Source organism: Pseudomonas sp. GW456-12-10-14-LB2, assembly GCF_002884345.1.
GTDB lineage: Bacteria > Pseudomonadota > Gammaproteobacteria > Pseudomonadales > Pseudomonadaceae > Aquipseudomonas > Aquipseudomonas paraglycinae.
Window position 1 is genome coordinate 1 of record NZ_POHV01000061.1, and the last position, 21,036, is coordinate 21,036.

General features: G+C 60.8%; 18 protein-coding genes. 5 read left to right on the forward strand and 13 right to left on the reverse strand.

The window, feature by feature from the left end:
• The 9 genes from C1X29_RS27085 to gspG all read right to left on the reverse strand — a co-directional run.
• Positions 1–4,999, reverse strand: a 4,999-nt coding sequence (locus C1X29_RS27085; RefSeq protein WP_146023273.1) for a filamentous hemagglutinin N-terminal domain-containing protein, incomplete at its 3' end; no start/stop codon positions are given.
• 190 nt (positions 5,000–5,189) lie between these two features.
• Positions 5,190–6,299, reverse strand: coding sequence for a substrate-binding domain-containing protein (locus C1X29_RS27090; RefSeq protein ID WP_102687582.1), 1,110 nt, complete (start codon positions 6,297–6,299; stop codon positions 5,190–5,192).
• 348 nt (positions 6,300–6,647) lie between these two features.
• Entirely contained in the window at positions 6,648–7,859 is a 1,212-nt protein-coding gene (gene gspF / locus C1X29_RS27095; protein WP_102718838.1) for a type II secretion system inner membrane protein GspF, read from the reverse strand.
• Positions 7,859–9,265, reverse strand: coding sequence for a type II secretion system ATPase GspE (gspE, locus tag C1X29_RS27100; protein WP_102718839.1), 1,407 nt, complete (start codon positions 9,263–9,265; stop codon positions 7,859–7,861). Before gspE ends, gspF begins: the two co-directional genes overlap by 1 nt.
• Positions 9,262–11,613 (reverse strand): type II secretion system secretin GspD, encoded by a 2,352-nt coding sequence (gene gspD, locus C1X29_RS27105; protein ID WP_102718840.1) that lies wholly within the window; start codon positions 11,611–11,613, stop codon positions 9,262–9,264. Before gspD ends, gspE begins: the two co-directional genes overlap by 4 nt.
• Entirely contained in the window at positions 11,610–12,155 is a 546-nt protein-coding gene (gspM, locus tag C1X29_RS27110) for a type II secretion system protein GspM (RefSeq protein WP_102718841.1), read from the reverse strand. Before gspM ends, gspD begins: the two co-directional genes overlap by 4 nt.
• Positions 12,148–13,293: a type II secretion system protein GspL gene (gene gspL / locus C1X29_RS27115; RefSeq protein WP_102718842.1), complete on the reverse strand. Its 1,146-nt coding sequence runs from the start codon at positions 13,291–13,293 to the stop codon at positions 12,148–12,150. The genes gspM and gspL overlap by 8 nt, the downstream gene beginning before the upstream one ends.
• Entirely contained in the window at positions 13,290–14,243 is a 954-nt protein-coding gene (gene gspK / locus C1X29_RS27120) for a type II secretion system minor pseudopilin GspK (RefSeq protein WP_102718843.1), read from the reverse strand. The genes gspL and gspK overlap by 4 nt, the downstream gene beginning before the upstream one ends.
• Before the next feature lie 8 nt (positions 14,244–14,251).
• A complete protein-coding gene (gspG, locus tag C1X29_RS27125; RefSeq protein WP_011334561.1) occupies positions 14,252–14,710 on the reverse strand; it encodes a type II secretion system major pseudopilin GspG in 459 nt (152 codons plus the stop codon).
• 146 nt (positions 14,711–14,856) lie between these two features.
• Here gspG and gspI point away from each other — a divergent pair, with 146 nt between their 5' ends.
• On the forward strand, positions 14,857–15,237 hold the full coding sequence (gene gspI / locus C1X29_RS27130) for a type II secretion system minor pseudopilin GspI (protein WP_102718844.1): 381 nt from the start codon (positions 14,857–14,859) through the stop codon (positions 15,235–15,237).
• Between the two features lie 234 nt (positions 15,238–15,471).
• Here gspI and C1X29_RS27135 read toward each other — a convergent pair whose 3' ends face one another.
• Positions 15,472–16,797 (reverse strand): hypothetical protein, encoded by a 1,326-nt coding sequence (locus C1X29_RS27135; protein WP_102718845.1) that lies wholly within the window; start codon positions 16,795–16,797, stop codon positions 15,472–15,474.
• 400 nt (positions 16,798–17,197) lie between these two features.
• On the opposite strand from C1X29_RS27135, the gene C1X29_RS27140 reads away from it, so the two are divergent.
• A complete protein-coding gene (locus C1X29_RS27140) occupies positions 17,198–17,671 on the forward strand; it encodes a hypothetical protein (RefSeq protein WP_102718846.1) in 474 nt (157 codons plus the stop codon).
• Between the two features lie 414 nt (positions 17,672–18,085).
• On the forward strand, positions 18,086–18,448 hold the full coding sequence (locus tag C1X29_RS27145; protein WP_007959368.1) for a hypothetical protein: 363 nt from the start codon (positions 18,086–18,088) through the stop codon (positions 18,446–18,448).
• Between the two features lie 86 nt (positions 18,449–18,534).
• On the opposite strand, the gene C1X29_RS27150 is transcribed toward C1X29_RS27145, so the two are convergent.
• The 3 genes from C1X29_RS27150 to C1X29_RS27160 are packed head-to-tail and all read right to left on the reverse strand — an operon-like array spanning position 18,535 to position 20,080.
• Positions 18,535–18,822: a hypothetical protein gene (locus C1X29_RS27150; protein ID WP_102718847.1), complete on the reverse strand. Its 288-nt coding sequence runs from the start codon at positions 18,820–18,822 to the stop codon at positions 18,535–18,537.
• Positions 18,819–19,541 (reverse strand): peptidoglycan recognition family protein, encoded by a 723-nt coding sequence (locus C1X29_RS27155; RefSeq protein ID WP_102718848.1) that lies wholly within the window; start codon positions 19,539–19,541, stop codon positions 18,819–18,821. Before C1X29_RS27155 ends, C1X29_RS27150 begins: the two co-directional genes overlap by 4 nt.
• Entirely contained in the window at positions 19,541–20,080 is a 540-nt protein-coding gene (locus tag C1X29_RS27160; protein WP_102718849.1) for a PAAR domain-containing protein, read from the reverse strand. The genes C1X29_RS27155 and C1X29_RS27160 overlap by 1 nt, the downstream gene beginning before the upstream one ends.
• A 99-nt stretch (positions 20,081–20,179) precedes the next feature.
• On the opposite strand from C1X29_RS27160, the gene C1X29_RS27165 reads away from it, so the two are divergent.
• Positions 20,180–20,521: a hypothetical protein gene (locus tag C1X29_RS27165; RefSeq protein ID WP_256584403.1), complete on the forward strand. Its 342-nt coding sequence runs from the start codon at positions 20,180–20,182 to the stop codon at positions 20,519–20,521.
• Positions 20,522–20,572: 51 nt separating this feature from the next.
• A complete protein-coding gene (locus tag C1X29_RS27170; protein ID WP_102718851.1) occupies positions 20,573–20,986 on the forward strand; it encodes a hypothetical protein in 414 nt (137 codons plus the stop codon).
• The last annotated feature ends 50 nt before the right edge of the window (positions 20,987–21,036 follow it).

Consider the following 21,036-nt stretch of genomic DNA (forward strand, 5'->3'; position numbering starts at 1 on the left):
CATCGGTAGAGCCGCCCCGACCGGACACAAACCCGGCCCCTCGCAGGTCGCCGCCGCCAGACAAATCGATCAATGCTCCCTGCTGCACATCGACGTACCGCGAGGTCAGCGTTACACCGGCGGTTTCTGCGGTAATCCCCTTGAGCACAACCGATTTGCCAGCGTATCGATAGTCGATGCCGTCGGTGGTGCCGCCATAGGGCATGACCAGTCCGTCCGCGCTGACCGACGTCACACTGCCCGGCAACAAATGCAGGTCATGGGTGTTGACCACGGTCTCGTCGCCCAGGCGGATCATGCCCAGCGGCGCACGAATAACGCCGCCCTGCTCAATGTGCCCGGCAGCCAGCGTCAAGTCGCCAAACACCGAGTAAGGCACGGCGGCCGGAGCGCTCCCGGCGCGGGTGATGCGCAAGGTGCGCGCCGGGTCGGCGCCCGGGTGCGCGCTCTGATAACCGACCCGCACCTCGGCAGTGACATCACTGGCCGGATAGATTTGCGCGGCCTGCAGGTTCAGGTCCCCAGGCGTCCACAACTCCGTTTTAGTGGTGTACCCGGTCGGAGCCAGAAAGCGCAGATCCCCCCGGCTGTGCAAAGTCACCTGATCAAAGCCGCGCCGACTGACCTCGATTGCCGCACCGTTGAGTAACGCAATCTTCCCCGCCGTGCCGAACGACAGGCTGTTGCCCAGATCCAGCAGGTCCGCCGTGGCGTTGAACGTGGCGGGTGCCACATGGGTCGTCGGAGTGTTCATGACTCGCGGGCGCAGATAACCCGGCGCGTCGAAGTATTTGCCGGTCCCCGACAACCGCAGATACGGCGCTGACAGATTGATCCGCGCAGTCTCTCTGGCGCCGTCGGCCAACGCCAACGCGCCGGCATACAGGCTCAGGCTCTGGCGGCTGTGCAGATCGACATCGCCGTCGAACGACAGCAAACCATTGCTCAGCAGGCTCAGGTTGTCGAAACCGCCGGCCATCAACTGATTGGCGCCCAGGCGGGCACGACCGTATTGCAAGGCTGAAGCAGCGGCACCGGGTTGCAGATCCTGCGGCAGCTGGGACTTGCCTGCGTCCTGTCCAAGGATGATTTCCCTGGCGGCACGCACTTCATTGGCGGCGAGGTTGAGGTCGTAGAGCGGCGTCTCCAGTGCAATGTCCAGACGCCCGCCGGCTGCGCCCGCACCACCGGCGACTGCACGCAGGCTGCCATCGATGAACAGTCCGTTATAGGAGCTGAGGCTGATTCGTCCACCATCGGTGGCTATCGGCGTGGGGCCCTGCCCGGCGATATCCAGCGTGGCTTGAGCACCGGACGCGTCCAGTCGTGCGCCCTCACGCACGATCACATAGGCATCGGCCGATGTCGCCGTGGCTTTTTTCGCATCGATTTCACCGCCGACGATGATCGTGCCGCCCTTGCCCACCAGCCCGTAAGTACGACCCAGCGCATCCACCGCCGTGGGCGCGCGGCCAGCCACATCCAGCACCGCGTGTTCGCCGATCCAGATCGAGCGGTTGTGCGCTGCGTTGTCAGCCAGTTGTGAGTTGTCGGCGACGTCGTTCGAACCGAACTGTTGCTGGCGAATATCGAGGGTGCCACCCCAGGCATTCAGTTCGCCATTGAGGGTGATCTGTCCCGCGCCGCGCAAGTTGATGCTCTGCCCGGGGTCGACGCTGATGCGCGAGCCCTGGCCGAGGCTCAGGGTCGTGTGTGCAGGATCGAGCAACCTGACTTCGCTGGTACCGGCCTGTAGCGTCAGGCTGGCACCGGCACGCCGCGTCAGTTGGGCCTTGGTCGGATTTTCCTGATAGAGCGGCGGCGTCCACAACTCCAGTGCCTGCTGCGGTGCGGCACCGCTGACCTGATTGGCGGCCGCCTCGCTGAAGCGATAGACCGGCATCGACACATCAATGACGGTGTTATCCGTCACTTCCATCCGGTTCAGGCCAATCAGGTTGTAGGTCGAGAAGCCTTTTTCAAACAGCGTCGGCGTCAGCTGCAACACAGAGTCGGCCTGACGCTTATCGGTCTGGCCGATCAGCACATCGCAGGTCTGCAGAAACAAACGGCCGCCGCCAGACACACCGTAACCCCGCAGCTGGCCGTCCAGAGTCAGATGACTGTCACCCGACGCGGTCAAGGCGCCGGCCTCCAGCGTCACGTCACCGCCCTTGCCGCCGCGCGTCTTGCCATTGGCCAGAATCGCCCCGCCGGAAGACACGTCCAGCAGGCTGCCGACACCGATCTCGATGTCACCGCTGCTGCGAATCGACACCACGCCACCATCCAGATACGCCAGGCTGGCGGTATCGTCCGGGTTGGTGCGCAGGTTGCTCCACAGACCGCGAGTGTCCAGTTGTGCCCCTTCAGCCACGCTCACGCGGGTAGCCTTGCCGGTCGGCGCGACGAGTCGGGTGTCGGTGAGGCGATCGGTGTTGAGCTGATTGAGCACATTGCCCAGATGCAGGCTGCCGCCACGCGCGGTCAGGTTTGCGTTGACCTGCACGTCCGGCCCGTAAAGGGTGATGTCGCCGCCATTGTCGACGGTGACGGCACCTTGGACATTGATCCGTTCCTTGGCCGCCACTTTCAGCGTGCCCAGTTGCCAGTCACTGAGTTGCCCGGCATCAAGAAACAGCTTGCCGCTGCGCGCATCGGATACGGCGCCGGTCAGCTCCCGATCATCGCCGGCCAGCGGACGTTCGCCGCCGACCTGCACCTGATCGAACAATGGGTTGAGGCCGTAGAGCAAACCACCGGAAGCCGCCACGTACGCCGGGTCATAACTGCCGACAATCAACTGCCCGCGCCGCGCCAGCGCCGTCTGACGCTGCGCATAGCCATCGAGTACGGCACGCGGTGCCTGGATCTGGCGCTCGCCCTGATAAACCTCGCCAAGCATTTGCCCTTTGAGCACAGCGTTGCGGGTGCCGATCACCAGTTGCCCGGCATCGCGTCCCACGGTGTAGCCCGACTCCCGACGACTGGACGGCGCAATCAACGGGTTGTAGTAATAACTCGTCTGACCCCAGCGTTCACTGCTGTCTTCAAAGCCTTTGTACAGCCCGGTGTAGAGCAGATCGCCCGGTGCCTTTGAGACCTCATACAGGCGCCCGTCGGCCCCGCGCAGCCAGCTCTGGCGAATCTCGCCGCTTTGTACATCCAGCGTGCCGCCGGACAGGTTGATCAGCGAGCCCTTCTCGGTCACCACGTCATTGCCGGCAAAACTGACCATGCCGCCCTGAGCCATCCACTCGCCGATGCTGTGGCCCTGGGTGCCGAGGTAACCGCCGACCTCCAGCAGACCACCAGCGGTGTACCAGCGATCCGTGGCGTAGCCGTTGGTGCCGGCCGGGACGTAAACCAGTTCGCGCACATCGACCCAGATGTCATTGCTGTTGAGCGCACCCTTGTCGCGATTGACCGAAGCATCGCGCTGCTCGTTGCCCTGGACGTTGATCTTGATGCTGTTGGATTCCATCGCGACTTTCACGCCGATGGCACCGGAGACATCGATCAATGCGCCGTCACGCACCAGACTGCGACGCTGCGCCGCCACTGCAACCTGGCCGCCCGTGGCCAGGGTGATCGAACCGTTCTGGAACTCGACGCTGCCGCCGCTCTGGATATCAATGCGCGACTGATCGCTGCGAATCCGGTTGTTCGGTGTAACGCCGGTCAGCGCCGCCTGATGCTGACTGTCGAGGGCGGTCAGATCGCTGCTGTCGAGCAGGATCGCCGTCGCGCTGCCCTGCCCCAGCGTCACGCTGCCCTGGGTGTCGGTGGCCGGATTGAGCAAATGAATCGTGCCGCGAGTGGCGACCGAGGTGCTGGCCAGCAACACGCCGTTTTGCACGACCTCATGGCCGGTCAGGGTGATGTCGCCGGTCGCGGCCTGAATCAGGCCGTTGTTGCTGACCTTGCCGGCAGCGCTGCCGGTCTTGAAGCCCGGCGTGACTTCGTTGCCGAACGTCGTCGAGAAACCATTGCCTTCAGTGCCCGAGCCTTTGCGGATGTAAAAGCGATCCCCCGCGCCGAGCACGGTCTGGCCCTTGCCAGTGTTGATGCTGCCGTCGTTCTGCACTTCGCTGCCGAGCAGCAAGGCATAGCCGCCGGCATCGGTCGATTTGGCCGGCCGCGCGGTCTCGATGGACGCGCCGCGCTCCACCAGCACTTTGCCGGCCGCCTCGGTGAACGTCGGCTGGCTGCCGGTGCTGTCGAAATACAGGCCGCGGTCGCGGAACTGAATGTCAGTGATGTTGGCCGCCGCCGCCACCAGGTTGCGCACGTTGACCTGACTGGTGCCGCTGAACACGATGCCGTTGCGGTTGATCAGCATCACCGTGCCGTCACCCTTGATCTGGCCCTGAATCTGGCTGGCCCGCGCATTCGGATCGTTGACCCGGTTGAGCACCGCCCAGTTCGACTGCTGGACGAAATCGACCGTGGTGTTGCGCCCGACGTTGAAGGTCTCCCAATTGAGGATCGCCTTGTCGGCGGTCTGCTCGATCTTCACCGTGGTCTTGCCATCAACCTGAGTCTGCTGCGGGCCCTTGGCGTTCTGCCAACCTTGCGTGAGGCTGTTATCGACCTTCAGACCGCCCTCGCCCAGACCATCAGGCACAAACTGCACCGTGCCCAGCGCCGCCGCACGACCGGCCGCCTGCGCCGCCTGTTGCGCCGCAATCGCGGCCACCGTGTTGTTCAGGGTCTGAATCGAGCGCTGCAACTGCTGGTTGGCCTTTTGCTGCTGCGCCAGCGGTGGCGTCATCCCCGGCAATCCGCCCACGCTCGGGCGCGCTGCGGCAGCCTGTTGCGCCGCGCCCTTGGCGGCGAACCATCCCGAACTGAACGCAGTCGCCGCCTCGGCACTGCCTGCCACCAGACACAAGGCAATCGCCTGCGCCAGGGGCTTGAGCAACCACAGCGCCGGATCGGCGTCCATGCGCTGCTGAGGCTGAACACGGGTACTGCGACGGGATGGGCGAGCGAGCATCACTACGAGATCCTTTTTGTTTGCCACATGAGGCCGCAGGTCGGCTTGCCCCTGCTGTTACGACATAGGCGGTTGGCGGGGGCCGCGACCGAACGGATGTCACACAAACTTCATGAACGAGGTGTAGATCGGCCAAAAAAAATGGCAGCAGCCCGAAGGCTGCTGCCATTTCATTGCCGTGAAGCGAGGCTTACAAAGGACGGCCGACAGCGTTGCAGACGCTGGCGTTGTTGATGTCCAGGTTGTTGCCCGAGGTGTTGGTGACGAAGTTGGCAGTCACAGCCGCTTTCCAGTTGGTTGGAACCGGAGTGAAGCTGTGAGCGATGGTGGCAGCGTTGTTGCCCGGGTTGCTGTAGTGGGTGGTCAGGAAAGCTTTGACATCAGCGGCCACGGTGGCGTCCTTGTAGCACTGGCCGAAGATGAAGTTGGTGTAAGCCACGATCGGGTAACCGCTGGCTGGGTTAGGAACGACCGGTACCCACTGGGCAGGGTTCGAAGGCGCGGTTGGCAGAGTCGCCGAACCCAGAGCCAGCGAAACGTTGGCGGTGGTTGGCTGTACGCCGTTGACGCGAGCAACCACGGCGTTGCTGGCGGCGTTCACACCGTCCGGACCAACGTAACCGATGGAGCCGTCAACGGCATTGACTTGAGTGGCCACGTCAGCAGTACCGGCAACACCTACCCAGGTCGAAGGCAGGGTCGAACCGGCTGGCAGACGAGCGCTGGCGAAGGTGGAGTTGGTGGCGAACCTGGTCGGGCAGATCGAGTTCAGGTGACGGGTCAGGATTTCCGTGGTGCCGCTGGAAACGTTGCGATAAACAACGCGGATCGGCGTGGTGTCGGAAGTGCCCAGCAGATCACCCCAAGTAGTTTTGGCGCCGGAGAAGGCGTCGCACAGCTGAGCGCTGGTCAGGTTCAGAGCGGTCTGGCCGGATTTCTTGTACGGAATGGCAACCGAAGTGGCCACCGAAGGCAGCTGGATCAGCGGGCCGTACGAAGCGCCGAAGTTGGTGTTGTAGGTGCTGATTTCCGAAGCGCTGAGGATCGAGTCACTACCGGCGAAGTGAACCGAACCGGTGGTGTTGAACAGTGCCGAGTTGTTGGTCAGGAAAGCGGTCTTGCCGGTGCCGCTACCGGTACCCAGGTAGCTGAAGTTGGCTGGCAAGATGCTGTTGGCAGAACCTTTGTACAGAGCGGCAGGCAGAGTCGCGCCACCACCGGTTACGTTGGCAGCCATGGCCTGGGCGGAAGCCAGGGCAGCGACGGTCAGGGAAGCTGCGATCAGAGTGCGCTTGAACATGAAGAATCTCCTTTTCAACGTTGGTTGTGAACACAGGTTTTCAGGGGTCTTGCATGACACTGGGAAGACTCACCGCCGACCTTCGCAAGCGGGGTCCGTGGTTAAGTCGCACTGAGAAATTCGCAGTTTCCGGTGACAGATAAAGGAAAAAACCTCGGGAGGTGCAGGCTGATTTTCGAGGGATTTTCTCGGGTGTTCCGGGGGTTGTGCGGAGTGTCTGCGGCAAGCTTTTCGAGGGAATCGGCCACAGCCCTTGAAGGGCCGTTGCAGATGACAGAAAGGAGAACCCGAGGATGCTGTTTTTGGCGCTCGGGTGAGATCAGACGCCGGTAAAAAAAGTTGAGAAAACTACTGCACCAACTGGTTGATCTCGATGATCGGCAACAGCACCGCCATCACGATCACCAGCACTACCCCGCCCATCACCACGATCATCAGCGGCTCAAGCAACGCGGTCATGCCCATCGCCCGGCGCTCGATATCGCGGGACAGGGTTTGCGCAGCACGTTCGAGCATCGGAGGCAGCGCACCGGTTTTTTCGCCGCTGGCGATCAGGTGAATCAGCACCGGCGGGAACACGTTCTCCACTTTCAGCGCTGCCGCCAGGTTGACGCCCTCGCGCACTTTGGCGGTGGCCTCATTGACGCTCAGGCTCAAGCGATCATTCGACAAGGTCTGCCGCGCCGCTTCCAATGCCCGCAACAACGGCACCCCGGCGCCGCCGAGAATCGCCAGCGTCGAGGCGAACCGCGCCGTGTTCAGCCCCAGCACAAAGCGCCCGATCAGCGGTAACTTCAACACCCGGTGATGCCAACTCAAGCGCGCAGCCGGATTGCGCAGATACAGGCGCCAGCTCCAGAACGCACCGGCCATGACCCCGGCACACAACCAGCCCCACGCACGGATGAAATCACTGGCATTGAGCATCGCCAAAGTCAGCCCCGGCAGATCCTGCCGCGCCTGGGAAAACGCACTGACCACCTGCGGCACCACGTAGCTGAGCAGGAAAATCACGATGCCGATCGACACCAGCCCGACCACGCCCGGATAGATGAACGCGGTCAGAATCTTGCCGCGCAGGTTGTTGCGTTCCTCGATGTAATCCGCCAGCCGTTCCATTACCTGCGCCAGATCACCGGACTCCTCGCCCGCCGCGATCAGCGCCCGGTAAATCTCCGGAAAATCCCGTGGCCGCGCCGCCAGCGCTTCGGCCAGGCGCATGCCGCTGCGCACATCGGCGCGCACGGCGCTGAGGGTGTGGGCGATGTGTTTTTTCTCGGCCTGTTCGACCGTGGCGCTCAGTGCCGCCTCCAGCGGCAGACTGGCGCCAAGCAGGCTCGACAGTTGCCGCGTGGCCCACGCCAGATCGTTGTCCGACATTCTGGCGCTGAACATTCCACCGCCGCCATGTTGGGAGACATTGCTTTCCTTCTCCACCGACAACGCCGTCAAACCACGCCCGCGCAGCACGCCAAACGCAGCGCCCTGACTGTCCGCCTCCAGATGCCCGGACTCGATCTTGCCGCTGGCATCGGCAGCCTCAAAACGATAGCGATTCATCAGGCGTCCCGTGTCACACGAAGGATTTCTTCCGGCGCCGTGGCACCGCTGCGAATCCAGCGTTCGCCGTCCTCGCGCAGGCTGAACATCCCGGCCTTGCTCGCCGCCGCACGCAACGCCTGCTCCCCTGCCCCTTGGTGAATCAGAGTGCGGATGTCGTCATCGATGCAGAACAATTCATGAATGCCGGTGCGGCCGCTGTAACCGGTGTGATTACACGCCGCACAACCGACCGGACGCCAAGTGCCGGGCGTCGCCGGATCTTCCTGTTTGCACTGATTGCACAGCCGCCGCACCAGCCGCTGGGCCAACACCCCGAGCATCGACGAGGCTAGCAAAAACGGCTCGACGCCCATGTCGACCAAGCGGTTGACCGCCGACACGGCATCGTTGGTGTGCAACGTTGCGAGCACAAGGTGACCGGTCAGCGAAGCCTGCACCGCGATCTGCGCGGTTTCGAGGTCGCGGATCTCACCGATCATGATGATGTCCGGGTCTTGCCGCAAAATGGCGCGTAGCGCGAGGGCGAAGGTCATGTCGATCTTCGCGTTGACCTGAATCTGGCTGATGCCCGGCAAGTCGTATTCCACCGGGTCTTCCACAGTGAGGATGTTGCTGGTGCTCGCATCCAGTCGCGCCAGCGCCGCGTACAAACTCGTTGTCTTGCCGCTACCGGTCGGGCCGGTGACCAGCACGATGCCGTGGGGCTGGCGGATCAGGTGATCGAGTTTGGCCAGCACCTGCGCGTTCATGCCCAATGTTTCCAGATGCAGGCGCCCGGCCTGCTTGTCGAGCAGACGCATCACCACCCGTTCGCCATGACCGGTGGGCACAGTGGAGACGCGAATATCAATCGGCCGCCCGGCCACGCGCAACGCAATGCGCCCGTCCTGCGGCAAGCGTTTTTCGGCGATATCGAGCTGCGCCATGATCTTGATCCGCGACACCAGCGCACCGTGCAACGCCTTGCGCGGTGAGACCACGTCGCGCAGCGTGCCGTCGACGCGGTAGCGCACCACCGAATGGGTTTCGAACGGTTCGATATGAATGTCGCTGGCCTCATCCCGCGCCGCTTGCGTGAGCAAGGCGTTGATCATGCGGATCACCGGCGCACCGTCCTGGGTGTCGAGCAGGTCGGTGATTTCCGGCATGTCCTGCATCAGGCGGTCGAGGTCGACTTCGTTTTCCGCCGCGCCGACCACCGCCGCCGCACTGCCGGTGTCGGCGTAGGCAGTGGCGAGCAAACCGTCGAGTTCGTCATCGCGCACCCGTTCAAGCTTCGCTGCGCCGAACTGCCGCCGTACTTCGCTGATCGACCAGCCCGGCGTCGACGGGCACACCGTCAGCACGCCGTCGCGCAGCAGAATCCGCTGCGCCTTGGCCCAGGCGTAAGGCAATGCGCTCATTGCAGCGGCACCGCTTTGATCGTCGCGCGGGGGCCGGACACCGGTGCCGGCACGCCTTGGGCAGTGGCCGGCAACTGCGGCGCCTGCATGTCCGGCATCGCCCAGCTACGCTCCGGTTGCAGACCGCCCTGGGCGCGGCGCATGAAGTCGTAACGGTTCAGCGTGATGCTGCGCCCCGCCGCGCTGTCGCGGATGATGTACGGGCGCAGGAACACCATCAGGTTGGTCTTGGTGATCGAGCGGCGTTCGTTGCGAAACAGCGCGCCCAGCCCCGGAATGCTCGACAGCCATGGCACCGCGTCATTGCTCTGGCTGTAGCCGTCCTGCAGCAGACCGCCGAGCACCATGATCTGCCCGTCGTCGAGCAGGATACTGGTGTCGAGCGCGCGTTTGCTGGTGACGATCCCCGCCGAATTGGCCGCCGCCGAGGCGCGTTCGTCGATGCTGCTGACTTCCTGATAGATGTCGAGCTTCACCGTGCCGCCCTCGGAAATCTGCGGCCGTACGTTGAGCTTCAAGCCGACCTCTTCACGGGTCACGGTCTGGAACGGGTTGTTGCTGGTGCCCCCGCCGCCGGTGACGTAGCTGCCGCTGACAAACGGGATGGTCTGGCCGACGAAAATGCTCGCCGCTTCGTTGTCCAGGGTCAGCAGGTTCGGCGTCGACAGCACGTTGGTGCCGCCCTTGCTCTTCAGGGCCCGAGCCAGCACTTTCAAATCGAGGATCTTGCCGATGCCGGGGATGTCGACCGTGCCGTTGACGTAGCCGAGGTTGAGGCCTTGCGGCAGCACATCGAGGCTGGTCTTGCCGTTGACGTTGATCCCCGAGCCGCCGAGGTTGGCGCCACCGATCACACCGTTGCCGCCGAGGTTGCCGGTCTGCCATTGCACGCCGAATTCGCTGGCGTCGTCCTCGCCGACTTCAACGATCAGGCTTTCGATCACCACTTGGGCGCGGCGCTGATCGAGCAGATCGATGACTTCGCGCAGGTTGCGATACAGCGGTTCCGGCGCGGAAATCAGCAAGGTATTGGTGGTCGCGTCTGCCTGAATGGTCACACCGCCGGCGCTGAAGGCAACGTTCTGTTCGCTGCTTTGCGCATTGCCGCTGCCACTGGTGCCGCTACTGCCCTGAGCGTAACTGCCGCCGGTGCTGCCACTGTTGGTGGTCGACGTGCTGCCGTTGGTTTGCGTGCCGCTCTGGCCGTTCTGCCCACCGCCCGAGTTGGTGGAGCTGCCCATGTTGCTGAGCATCGAGCGCGCATTGTCGCTGGTGCCGCTGTCGCTCTCGCCGGTCAATAAACCGCGCAGGGCCTGGGCCAGTTTGCCGGCCTGGGCGTTGCGCAGGTACACCACGTGCAGGTTGCTCGGGTTGCTCTGGGCGTTGTCGAGTTTGTAGATCAGGTTGCGCGCCAGCTCCGTGCGCTCGGGGCTGCCGGCGCGGATGATGATGGTGTTGGAACGCGGGTCGCCGATCACCGCGATTTTCTGCGTCGGGTCATTGCCCGGTGCGTCGAGCAGGTCAGCGACCATTGGCGCGATGTCGGCAGCGATGCCGTTCTGGATCTGCACCACGTCGGTGTCGATGGCGCTCGGGGTGTCGATGCCTTGAATCAGTTGCGCGACCCGCGTGAGGTTTTCGGCGTAGTCGGTGACGACGATGGTGTTGTTGCCGGGATAGGCGTTGATCGGGTTGTTCGGCGACACGATCGGGCGCAGCACCGGGATCAGGTTCACCGCGTTCTCGTATTGCAGGCGGAACGTGCGGGTGAGCATGCCGTTGCCGGCCGGTTTGTCAGCGCTGTAGATCGGCCCGCCAAGCAATTTGGCGTCGGCCTCCGGCACCACCTGCGCCACGCCGCCGACATCCACCACGCTGAAACCTTGCATGCGCAGCGCCGCCAGCAACATGTCGTAAGCCTGATGCGCCGGCACCTGGCCTTCGGAGACCAGCGTCAGGTTGCCCTTGACCCGAGGATCCACCAGAAACTGCTGGCCGGTAGAGCGCGACAACGCCCGCACCACCGCTTGAATATCGGCGTCGACAAAATTCAGCGTCACCGGTTGATCGCCCAACGGATTGGCCGGCAACGTCGTGCCCCGCGCCGAACCACCGCTGCGGGCGCGTTCGGTGATGTTGTGCAATTGCTTCGGCGCCGGTTTGACCTGAGCCTGCGCACGCTCGCGGTCGAGCACCGCGTCGCCACTGCGCTGGGTGTTGGCCAGCGGCCGGCCGAGTTCGCTGTCCACCAGCAGCGGCGGTTGATTCGGTGGCGTGGTGTTGCTGCACGCGCTCAATGCCATCAACAGCATCGGCAACGCCATGCGTTTGGATCCTGACCCCTTCATGAAGCTTCCTTAGCGCCCAGCGCCTGATCCATGCGTACGGTGCCCGACAGAGTGCCGGCGGTGTCATCGGTCGCGGCGTCGTCTGCGCGTTGCAGGCGGGCCTCGACCACTTGCAGTGAAAAATTCCGCGGTTGGCTCAGCAGCCAGTCGAGAACGGCGTCGGCCGGTGCCGCGTCGAAGGTCAACTGCCAGCCGGCGGACGCGGCCGCCAATTGGTAATGGCCGCCCAGTCCGCTGGCCTGCAAGGTCTGTTGCAGCGACTGTTCCAGGTTCTGCCCGTCCGGGCGCACGCTGACGTCGCGCAACAGCACTTCCAGCGCTTCGGCCTGGGCGCGCAGTTTCGGGGTTTCGACTTGTGAGGTGGCGATCTTCTTCAGCGGCGGCTGAACCAGCGCCACCCACACAAACAGCCCCAGCAACAGCGCCGCCATGCCGCCGACCATGCGTTTTTCCCGCACGGCCAACGGCTGCCAACGGGCCTGCAACTGAGCATTGAAGCGCTGCCAACCGGCGCGGTATTTCGCAAGCGATGGGCTATTCATCTTCGGCTCCGCTGCTGTCGTCGTTGTCGGTGGCGGCGGTCGCCTCGCCGGCCGGGCGCAGGACCCAGCCGTCGTCATTCGGGCTGATGCTGATGCCGGCCTGGGCCAGCGTGTCTTGCCAGCCCTTGTCGTTGCCCGAACGCCGCGCCTCGGGCAGCAGACTCAATTGCAACGCACCGTCGACAAACTCCAGCCGCTGCACCGTGCCCGCCATGGACGGCATGCCGCTGCCGGCCTGCAACACCAGCCGCGTGAAATCCTGACCCGGCGCATCCACCGCGCCTTGCTGGCGCGCCGCGATTTGCTGACGGGCCTGTTGCAGCGGATTGAGGATCACCGGCAACTCGGGAAACGCCTGCTTCACCCGCTGCGCCATCTGCGCCTTGAGCTGCTGACCCTGCCCGGCCTCGCGAGCGGCGTACAGGTTCAAACCGATCACCCACACCGCCAGCGCCAGCGCACAACAACCGAGCGCCCTGCCCCAACCTCGAGGTTCGGTGCCCGGTTGTTGAATGCCACCGTGCAGGCCCCAGTTCGGCAACGGGCCGGAGCAACGTTGCGTTTCAGCCAATGTCGATTGCACCGTTTCTGGCGCGCCGTCACCGATCCAGTGCGCTGGCAGACCGGTTTCGAGCAGCCATGCTTCGTCGATCATCGGCTGCACCTGCGCCGCATTCGGGCCGTGGCGCAGCAACAGATGATCGTCGTGCAGGCAGCCGACGCCGCCGGCCATCACCGGCAAGCTGTAGGCCGCCGGGTACAGGCCTTTGAGGTTCAAACCGAATTGCCCGAGGTGCTGCAACTCCTTGCGTGCTACCCAGGCAATCTGCACCTGGCCGCTTTCATTGCGAGCACCGTGGGCGATGTGCATCTCGGCGCTGTCGCCGAGCATCAAGGCCTGCGCCGCACATTGCACAGCGGCGGCGGTTTTGCTCGCGGGCAGCGGCGGCAAATCGATACTCGCCAACAGGCTGTCCGACGGGTGCAGAAAGCACACCAGCGGCTGCTTCGGCAACGCGCCGAGCCGCATGCGTTCCTGGCGAGTGACCTGCCCCTGTCGATCCAGCCACGCACAATCCACTTCACTGTCGAGACCCAGCTCCGCCAGCGGCGGCAAACTCACGCGCAACTGGCTCATACGCCCACCCGCGACCAGATCACTTGCGGCAAACGATCCTCACTGCGATGCAGCAACGCATCGAGGCTGACCCGCCGCTGATCGCGCCGCGCCTGCCCGCGCAGCCGGAACCAGTCGCTGGTGATGCCGACCTTGACACTGGTGATCTCCAGTTGCGGCAGTCGCAGGCGATTGACGAAATCCCCACGATTGATAAACCAGCGCCCGGCGTCACGCTCATTGATCAACGCCTGCGCCCGCTCCAGCGACAGCCCCGGCACATACGCCGCCAGCACCGGCGCGGTGGCGGTGTTGCCGTTGAGCCAGGTGGTCGCCGGTATCACCGTCAGGTACGGCGCCAGTTTCGCCAACAGCGCATCGTTGACCCCGTCGACACTGCGCAAATCCTCAAGCGTACGCAGCATCGGTAAGGTCGGCGGTTGCGGTTTGCGCGACGCGGATGGCGAGGTGGCGCGCCCGCTGTCGAACGTATTTTTCGCCACAGGCTTGTCCACCACTTGGGCATTCAACAGGTGCGGATAAGAGCCGATCACCCGCTGACTGATGCGCCGGCTCAAGCCGCTGCTGACACCGATCAACTCGCACAAACGCTCGAACGCCTGTACCTGCGCATCATCGATCCGCTCGTTGGCCACCAGATTGCGCAGGTTGAACTTGCCCTGCTCGTCCTCCAGCCGCCCCTCGAAACCCTGGGTGTTCAAGCGCTGCGCCCAGGGTTGATCGAGTCGGGTCAGCGGATCGCGCTGCCGCGCATCCCACAACAATTGCCGGCTGATCTCCAACCCGCCGTGCAGCAACCAACGGCCCTGCACGCGCAATTGTTCGGCTTCCAGCGCACGGGTCGAAACGCTTTGGCGCGTCAGCATGCCGGCAGCGATCACCGCGACCACCGCCGCGATCAGCAGCGCACTGATGATCGCCATCCCCTGCTGGTTCGATTGGCTGTTCATGACCGGCCTTACAACTGCCAGGAACCGATGTCGGCATTCACACCGTCGCCGTCAGGCTGGCCGTCGGCGCCGAGGGAAAAGATGTCGATCTCGCCGTTGGCACCGGGATTGAGGTACTGATAAGGCCGACCCCACGGGTCATTCGGCAGACGCTCCAGGTACGAGCGCCAGTTGCTGTTCTTCGCATCGGCCGGCCGCTCCACCAGCACTTTCAGGCCCTGGCTCTGGCTCGGGTAAGTGCCATGATCGAGGCGATACAGCTTCAGCGCCTGCATCAACCCGCCAATGTCCTGCTTCGCCGCCGTGGCCCGCGCCTGATCCGGCCGGTCCAGCACCTTGGGCACCACCATCGCCGCCAGAATCCCGAGAATCACCACGACCACCATGATCTCGATCAGCGTAAAACCCTGCTGCCCACGGGGCATCCGGCTCGGTCGACTGGGCTGTTTGAATTGCGCGATATCCATCTCGTCATTCCCTGGCTTGATTCGATTCGACGCGCAGTGTTGCAAGAAGATATGTCAGGGATGTTGAAAATCCTCGGGTGTTTTCGTCGTCAAGCCGTCAAGCACGGGCGTTAGCGTCAAGGGCTGCCCGACCGCCCGAGACCCCGATGCGTACCCCCTACCCGCAAGCCGGATTTACCCTGATTGAAGTGCTCGTGGCGCTGGCGATCATCGCCGTCGCCATGTCCGCCGCCGTGCGTGTCGCAGGGTTGATGACGCAGAGCAGCGGGGTTTTGCGGGATCGCTCGATTGCGATGATTGCGGCGCAGAGTCGGATGGCTGAACTTCGGTTGGAGGGAAGATTGCCGATGGGGGTTAAGGCGGTGGAGTGTGATCAGGGGCGGTTGTTGTTGCGGTGTGAGCAGGTGATCGCAGCGGCAGAGAGTGGGCGGTTGTTGAAGGTGGGGGTACAGGTGTTTGATCGGGGGCAGGAGCGGCCCCCACTGGCTAAGATTGAAACGTTGCTTAGCCGCCCCGAGAATCCCTAGCCCGAGCCCGCCTTAAATATCGGCCCCCTCGATGGCAAATGAATCAGCGTAGGATATTTCCGACACCCACCTAAAGATCTAAACCAACTTGCACGTACCGCGTTGAATCCATAATCAACTCGGTCTCTCAGGTCGATGTAAAGCACAAGACACCTCGGTCAGTCCCCTCTCCCTACGGGCGGTCCGACGTTTCGGGAGGGCTAGGGTGAGGGCCGCTCTTGACCCTCCCGTTTATCAAGCCGAGTAGGGTTTTGAAAGCACCCCGCCGCCTGCACCCAGAATGACGAGAAGCACGTCGTCTGTAGGATGAGGTTTTTTGACATAAGGAACACCCGAACTTCTATAGCCGGAAATCCTGACAAGGTTGCCGCCCGGACTTTCAGTGAAATCGATCGCACCGTTCACACATCCACCGTCCGTAAGGTCGATCATGTTACCTACGCCGCGCATCCGAATGCCGGCGTAATTGGGGTTCACCGCTGCCGCTGTCGCGCCAAGCACACCACTGATCTTGTTCGCCGTCCCTTGGTTATCGATGCAATGGCTGCCACGAGGCGCGTAGTAATCGCAGTCGCTGAATGAGTTCTGGTTGCTGCAAATGACGAGTGGGCAATGACCGCCCTCGAAGTGTGAGTTGACGGCCGTACAACCGGGTGCCGATTTATCGATATAAACCGACGCCGCTGGAACATTACTGGTGGAAGAACGATTCCAGGGATGCAGGTTATCCGCTCTGAAGTTCCTGAGCGCATATAGTCCGTACCAAGCGTTATCTTTCGATACCCCGCAGTCCAGCAGCGTGACGTTGGTCATCGCGGAGTCGGTTGGCCCGTTGTACAACCAGCCATGCTGACCCGTCGTATCAATCAGAATGTCTTCATACGTACTTTCAAAACCCAACTTGCGCTCACCATCGATGATGTCGAAATCAGTGATCAGACCTTGGGAGGCAGACTGTGTAATCGTCACCTGCCGCAGATTCTGCTTGGCGCCTTTGAGTGCAAAGGTGTTCCCGCTGGTGTTATTGGCGCGGTTGCCGTCGAACTGCATACCGACAATCGAAACGTTGTTCGTGTTGATGTTGAAGTTCGAAGAGATGAAATCCGTGTTCAGGCCATTCTTGGCCTTGAGTATCGTAAAGAACTGCCCTTTACCGACCCAAGACATGTTCGGAATGATCTGGATGTACTCGCAGACGTAAGTGCCGTAACCCCACACGATTCTCGCGCCTGCGGCAGTGACTGCTGCAATCGCCGGGTTCAAGGCGTCTTGTTTATTCACACTGCCATCGCGCTTGAAGCCGCACTGCTCGGCGGTGACATTACCGTCGTGCATCAACTTCCAACGACCACCGTCGTTCGCGTTAATGATCATAGGACTAGCGCCGCCGGTGCCTGTTGGGTCCAAAACGTACTCGGCGTGCCCTCCATCACCGCGAGCATGAAAGCCAAGCGTTGAAACCTTTTTGTACGTGGCCGAACTCACGGCGTACAGATCATCAAGGGTATCGACCGTGATGCAATCAATCTGGGCGGCGAGGTTTGTGGTGTTTGCTGTCATTGGGCATAAATCCTTTTGCGTAGTGAAAGCCCCGCGTCTGGCGGGGCTTGGTGGCAACCTGAGATGTTGAGGACAGGTTGCGGTGGGGTTGGAGAGATTTGTTTTTAGACGGCTTGCGGAACCAGCTGGAAGCAAGATTATGCATTAATGCATAGTTAGTCAATGCATTTGTGCATATTCATTTCCATCACTGCGCGCCGCCTAATGGCGGTGGTGTAAGTTGATATGAATCGGAATGAAGCCCCGGGGATCAGCAGCACGCCGAAAACAGGAGCTATAGACCAGGCTGAGATTTCGCTCCCAGGCCAATAAACGGATGTGACAAGGGTGACTATGCTTTCGAATTCCCCCGGACGAAAAATCATCAACCGATGCCGTTTACGAAGCAATGGAGTGCAGGATGAAAATCATCGCTTTTTTTGCTATCTATCTCGCCGGCGGGGTTGCCCTGTTTCCCCTCCTCGACCTCTTTCGTCCGGTAGGCATTTCTCTCGACCATTTCTATTCGGAGTTTTACCTCAGCTCCGGCGCTGATGTGTCGCAACGTCTAAGCCTGAGCTTCATCTACGCAAGCGTGTTTCATCTGGGGTGGGCTGCCCTGTTTTCTGAATCTGCGAAAAGCTGGGTGTACACGACCAGCATCAAAGACCTCTGCTATCTCGCATTACGGTGTTTGAGCTTTTTTTGCATCAGCCTGATGACGCTTGGACTGGTCGGGAAAAGCGTACAGAAAGTGCCCTCTACAGAGTTTCATCAATATTTTCATTTTCTGGTTATCTGCATGCTCGCGGGCGCTTGGGCGTGGGAGCTCAAGAATTTTTTGATAGCCGTCATTTCTTACACCGCAAGAAAAATCAGGGGAGCGACTGAATGAGCGAAGCCAGATCCATTTCCAGACAGGAAAATTGGCTTTCTTTTTTCACCTGTTTAATCAATTCCCACGACCCCGTTTAAAGACACCCACCGTTACTTCCTCAAGGCTACAACGCCTTGCGTCATTGCCTACGACTACGCCAGAATCCGCCGGCTTGTGCGTCTGGAATGCGGGTTTTATCGTTTCCGGGTCACTGAAAAACAGTGATCGGGTTTGGTAGCCCGCACATGAGTTCTGCACAGCATCACCATTCGTGGCGTCTTTTCGTCTCGGCTTTATGGTGGTCATGCACAGGGCACCTTCGGGTGCGCCGGGTTCCTCATGTGCCGGTCTACCAACCTGAGCATGGCCGCCACCTTCGTTTGGTAGCGAAATTGGATGGCCTCCCTTTTTGAAGCATGAGGAGTTTCATCTATGTTCAAACCGACACCAAATCCCCCCGAAACCGATCCGGTTTCACCCTACAAATTCCCCGACTCCCGAACCCTGAACGAAGCCGCCGAACGCGCCCTCGACCACTACCTCACCCCACAACAACGCATCATGGGCAGCCACCACAAACACGACCCCATGTATCTGGCCAACCCGGCGTACAACACCGAATCCCTCCTGGCCAACGCCAGCGAATCGTTGGGATCAGCCAGCGAAATGCTCAACAACTTCGCGGCCACGCTGGAGCCTGCCCATCGCAAGACTGCGATCGGGATTGCGCAGTTGGTGATGTTGAGCGAGCTGGCGGTGAATCAGGCGTTGGATCATGTTGAGGTGAAGGCGTAAGCGTCTGAGAGCTGTAGCTCAATAGACGAAAAGAAAATGGCCGAGGTTGTCAGGTGTGACTGACGACCTCGGCCAAATGAGCATTTCTATTTTTTGCGACACATCTCGACGTCATCCTGAGTCTTCAGGTCCGTGTCGATTCCCAAACGATACCTGCAGTAATCAATAATCCACCCCCGCTCCTCTGCTGTCAGGCGTTCTACCTTCCTGATCTCTCCATCGTTCGCGTGGATGTTGTAGAACTTCATCCGAAACGTCGGGTGCTTTTTGATGAAGACAATGGTCTCGATATCCCCGTCCTCAAGCGCTTCGTAGTAGCCGACATAGAGCACGGTTACTACGGCGAGGATTGCTGCGATTAAAAGCTTTTTCATTGCTGTGGCGCCGGCGGTGGAAGCAGTTGGGTTTTAGCTCTGATATTTCTGACCAGCTCCATTCCAATATTTCCGGGGCAAATTTTCCCTTCAGAGCCTTGCCCTGGATACTCCCGGTGGCCACCAAAATTCTTGATAAAAAACACGCTTTTCAATGCGTCGATCAGGTGCATCAGCGAAACGATCTGCTCTTTGGGAATAACGTTTGTGGTGCTGTAACCGATGCTATCCAGAGCCACCCGACCTTTGGCGACCCAGTCGCCACCCTCCTCCGGTGTCGTCAGGTTTTCCAGCAGGACGATGCCAATCAGCCCTGTGTTGTATTTCAGAACACTTGAACCCTGAAGCCGAATGTCACGACCCTCAAAAACCTGCCCAGTGCAATCAATGCCGTAGTGGTAGCCAATATCATCGTACTTCTGGCTCAGGTGTCCTTTCTGGATTTCTTGCATCTGCTCTGCACCGGGAGTGCAGCTATGGCTGCGGCCCGCGTGGTGCAAAGCGATCATGGTGTAGTCCCAATCCTTGACCATGTCCTTCTTGCCATCCAACGCTTTCCAGGACGAGCGCTCGACAAACGTGACCTTCAAATCCCGAACCCGTTTGATAATCGCCTCACGAGTAGCCGCTCGATCATTCACAGCCACCGGTATAGGGCACATGAACTCGCCCGGCTTTATCTCCTGAGCAGTTGCTTGTGTCGCAAAACTGGCGGCCATTACTGTTTCTCCGAAAATTCATGAAGCGTTCGAGCTGGGGCATTGAACGTGATGTGAAGCGAAATCTGGCCGTTGGGTGTCGGCGTCTTGATGTGCGCGATGCCATCGGCATCGGTAACGCCTGTGGTCTCGACACCGTTGACCGTCGCAACGTAGTCACGAAACGCCAACGGCTTACCCGTCTCACTGTCGGTAACACTGAACGACTGCCCGAATCGTTTCTGAATGGCGAGAGGTAAAGGAGGAATGAAAGGTGCCGGGGTATGCGAATCCCCGATGATGACAGTCCCCGAACCACCAATCACAACGTCGCCATGTGAACCTGTGGTATCGATCAGCGCAGCGTTTTTGCCATTGATGAACACCGTAGCGGAAACACCCGAAACCAGTGCACTCCCACAGGTACAGGTATCTCCTTTACGGGCGGCAGCAAGGCCGTCGAAGAACACGTCGGGGGATCCTGAGGCGATAGCCTTTGGGCCATGCCCGGGCATCGGGCAGGAGGTTGGATCAGTGATGCGTGCGGCAGGCTTTGCCATGTGCCTGACTCCCTGTCAGCGGATTGAACGAGTGCGGACTCTATCAGAAACCCTCCAGTGAAAATAAACTCGTCCCCTTTTCTTTGGCGGTACTGATAAGTGAAACAAAAAATATTAGCCATCAGCCTTTTATGTTGCGTCAGTTTATTTTCCAGCGCAGCAGATCTTCCTATCAAAGAGGGAATGCCATTTTCGAAAGCCCGAAAAGCCTTGATCAAAAATGGCTGGAAGCCAAATCCCACCCACTCCGGTGGGTTCGGGGTTGAAAGCGTCATCCAAAGAAAAGGCTTCAGTGAAATCGAGTCTTGCACGGAAGGCGTCCGTTACTGCAGCTTCAACTACATCAAGAACGGTGATTGTTTAGGTGTAGGAACTGTCGGCGAAGAAGTCAAAGACATGAAGATTTATTCCTGGAACTTCAAATGCCCTGAAAAGGATTGAAGCCAGAAATCAAAGGGAACAGAAATCTGTTCCTTTTTGTGGAACGATCAAATGAAGACCCCAACCCTCCTGCTCTTCGCAATGTATTGCACAGGTACAAGCTTTGCGTTTGCCGGCGGCTCGCAAGCGACAAACGTCAAGCACGGGCCAGCAGGCATCGCCGTCGATGAGCCCTTGGTATCGGCCAGGTCCAAGTTGATCAAACAAGGATGGAAACCAACCCGGATGCACACCCGCGATGGCTATGAATACAGTGGTGTCGAGCGGGAGCTGGCTGCTCGCGATTTCCTGGAGGTCGATACCTGCTCTTTTGATAGCTCGCGCTGCATCCTGTTCTATTCAAAGAAAGGCGCCTGCTTGCGTGTCGACACCATGGGAGAGCAAATCAAAGGCATGACGGTTACGCGATGGCGCAATGAATGTCCGGATGCGCCTTCAGAGCCAAATGGCGGCGACGCGGGTTAAGAAACAAAGGGGACCGAATGAAATAATGCAGTCCCCTTCCCCCTTTCCCC

What these genes read in the sequence shown, in the direction of transcription:
- C1X29_RS27090 (WP_102687582.1), bottom strand. Translation starts at nt 6,299, where the DNA reads ATGTTCAAGCGCACTCTGATCGCAGCTTCCCTGACCGTCGCTGCCCTG.
- gspF (WP_102718838.1), bottom strand. Translation starts at nt 7,859, where the DNA reads ATGAATCGCTATCGTTTTGAGGCTGCCGATGCCAGCGGCAAGATCGAG.
- gspE (WP_102718839.1), bottom strand. Translation starts at nt 9,265, where the DNA reads ATGAGCGCATTGCCTTACGCCTGGGCCAAGGCGCAGCGGATTCTGCTG.
- gspD (WP_102718840.1), bottom strand. Translation starts at nt 11,613, where the DNA reads ATGAAGGGGTCAGGATCCAAACGCATGGCGTTGCCGATGCTGTTGATG.
- gspM (WP_102718841.1), bottom strand. Translation starts at nt 12,155, where the DNA reads ATGAATAGCCCATCGCTTGCGAAATACCGCGCCGGTTGGCAGCGCTTC.
- gspL (WP_102718842.1), bottom strand. Translation starts at nt 13,293, where the DNA reads ATGAGCCAGTTGCGCGTGAGTTTGCCGCCGCTGGCGGAGCTGGGTCTC.
- gspK (WP_102718843.1), bottom strand. Translation starts at nt 14,243, where the DNA reads ATGAACAGCCAATCGAACCAGCAGGGGATGGCGATCATCAGTGCGCTG.
- gspG (WP_011334561.1), bottom strand. Translation starts at nt 14,710, where the DNA reads ATGGATATCGCGCAATTCAAACAGCCCAGTCGACCGAGCCGGATGCCC.
- gspI (WP_102718844.1), top strand. Translation starts at nt 14,857, where the DNA reads ATGCGTACCCCCTACCCGCAAGCCGGATTTACCCTGATTGAAGTGCTC.
- C1X29_RS27135 (WP_102718845.1), bottom strand. Translation starts at nt 16,797, where the DNA reads ATGACAGCAAACACCACAAACCTCGCCGCCCAGATTGATTGCATCACG.
- C1X29_RS27140 (WP_102718846.1), top strand. Translation starts at nt 17,198, where the DNA reads ATGAAAATCATCGCTTTTTTTGCTATCTATCTCGCCGGCGGGGTTGCC.
- C1X29_RS27145 (WP_007959368.1), top strand. Translation starts at nt 18,086, where the DNA reads ATGTTCAAACCGACACCAAATCCCCCCGAAACCGATCCGGTTTCACCC.
- C1X29_RS27150 (WP_102718847.1), bottom strand. Translation starts at nt 18,822, where the DNA reads ATGAAAAAGCTTTTAATCGCAGCAATCCTCGCCGTAGTAACCGTGCTC.
- C1X29_RS27155 (WP_102718848.1), bottom strand. Translation starts at nt 19,541, where the DNA reads ATGGCCGCCAGTTTTGCGACACAAGCAACTGCTCAGGAGATAAAGCCG.
- C1X29_RS27160 (WP_102718849.1), bottom strand. Translation starts at nt 20,080, where the DNA reads ATGGCAAAGCCTGCCGCACGCATCACTGATCCAACCTCCTGCCCGATG.
- C1X29_RS27170 (WP_102718851.1), top strand. Translation starts at nt 20,573, where the DNA reads ATGAAGACCCCAACCCTCCTGCTCTTCGCAATGTATTGCACAGGTACA.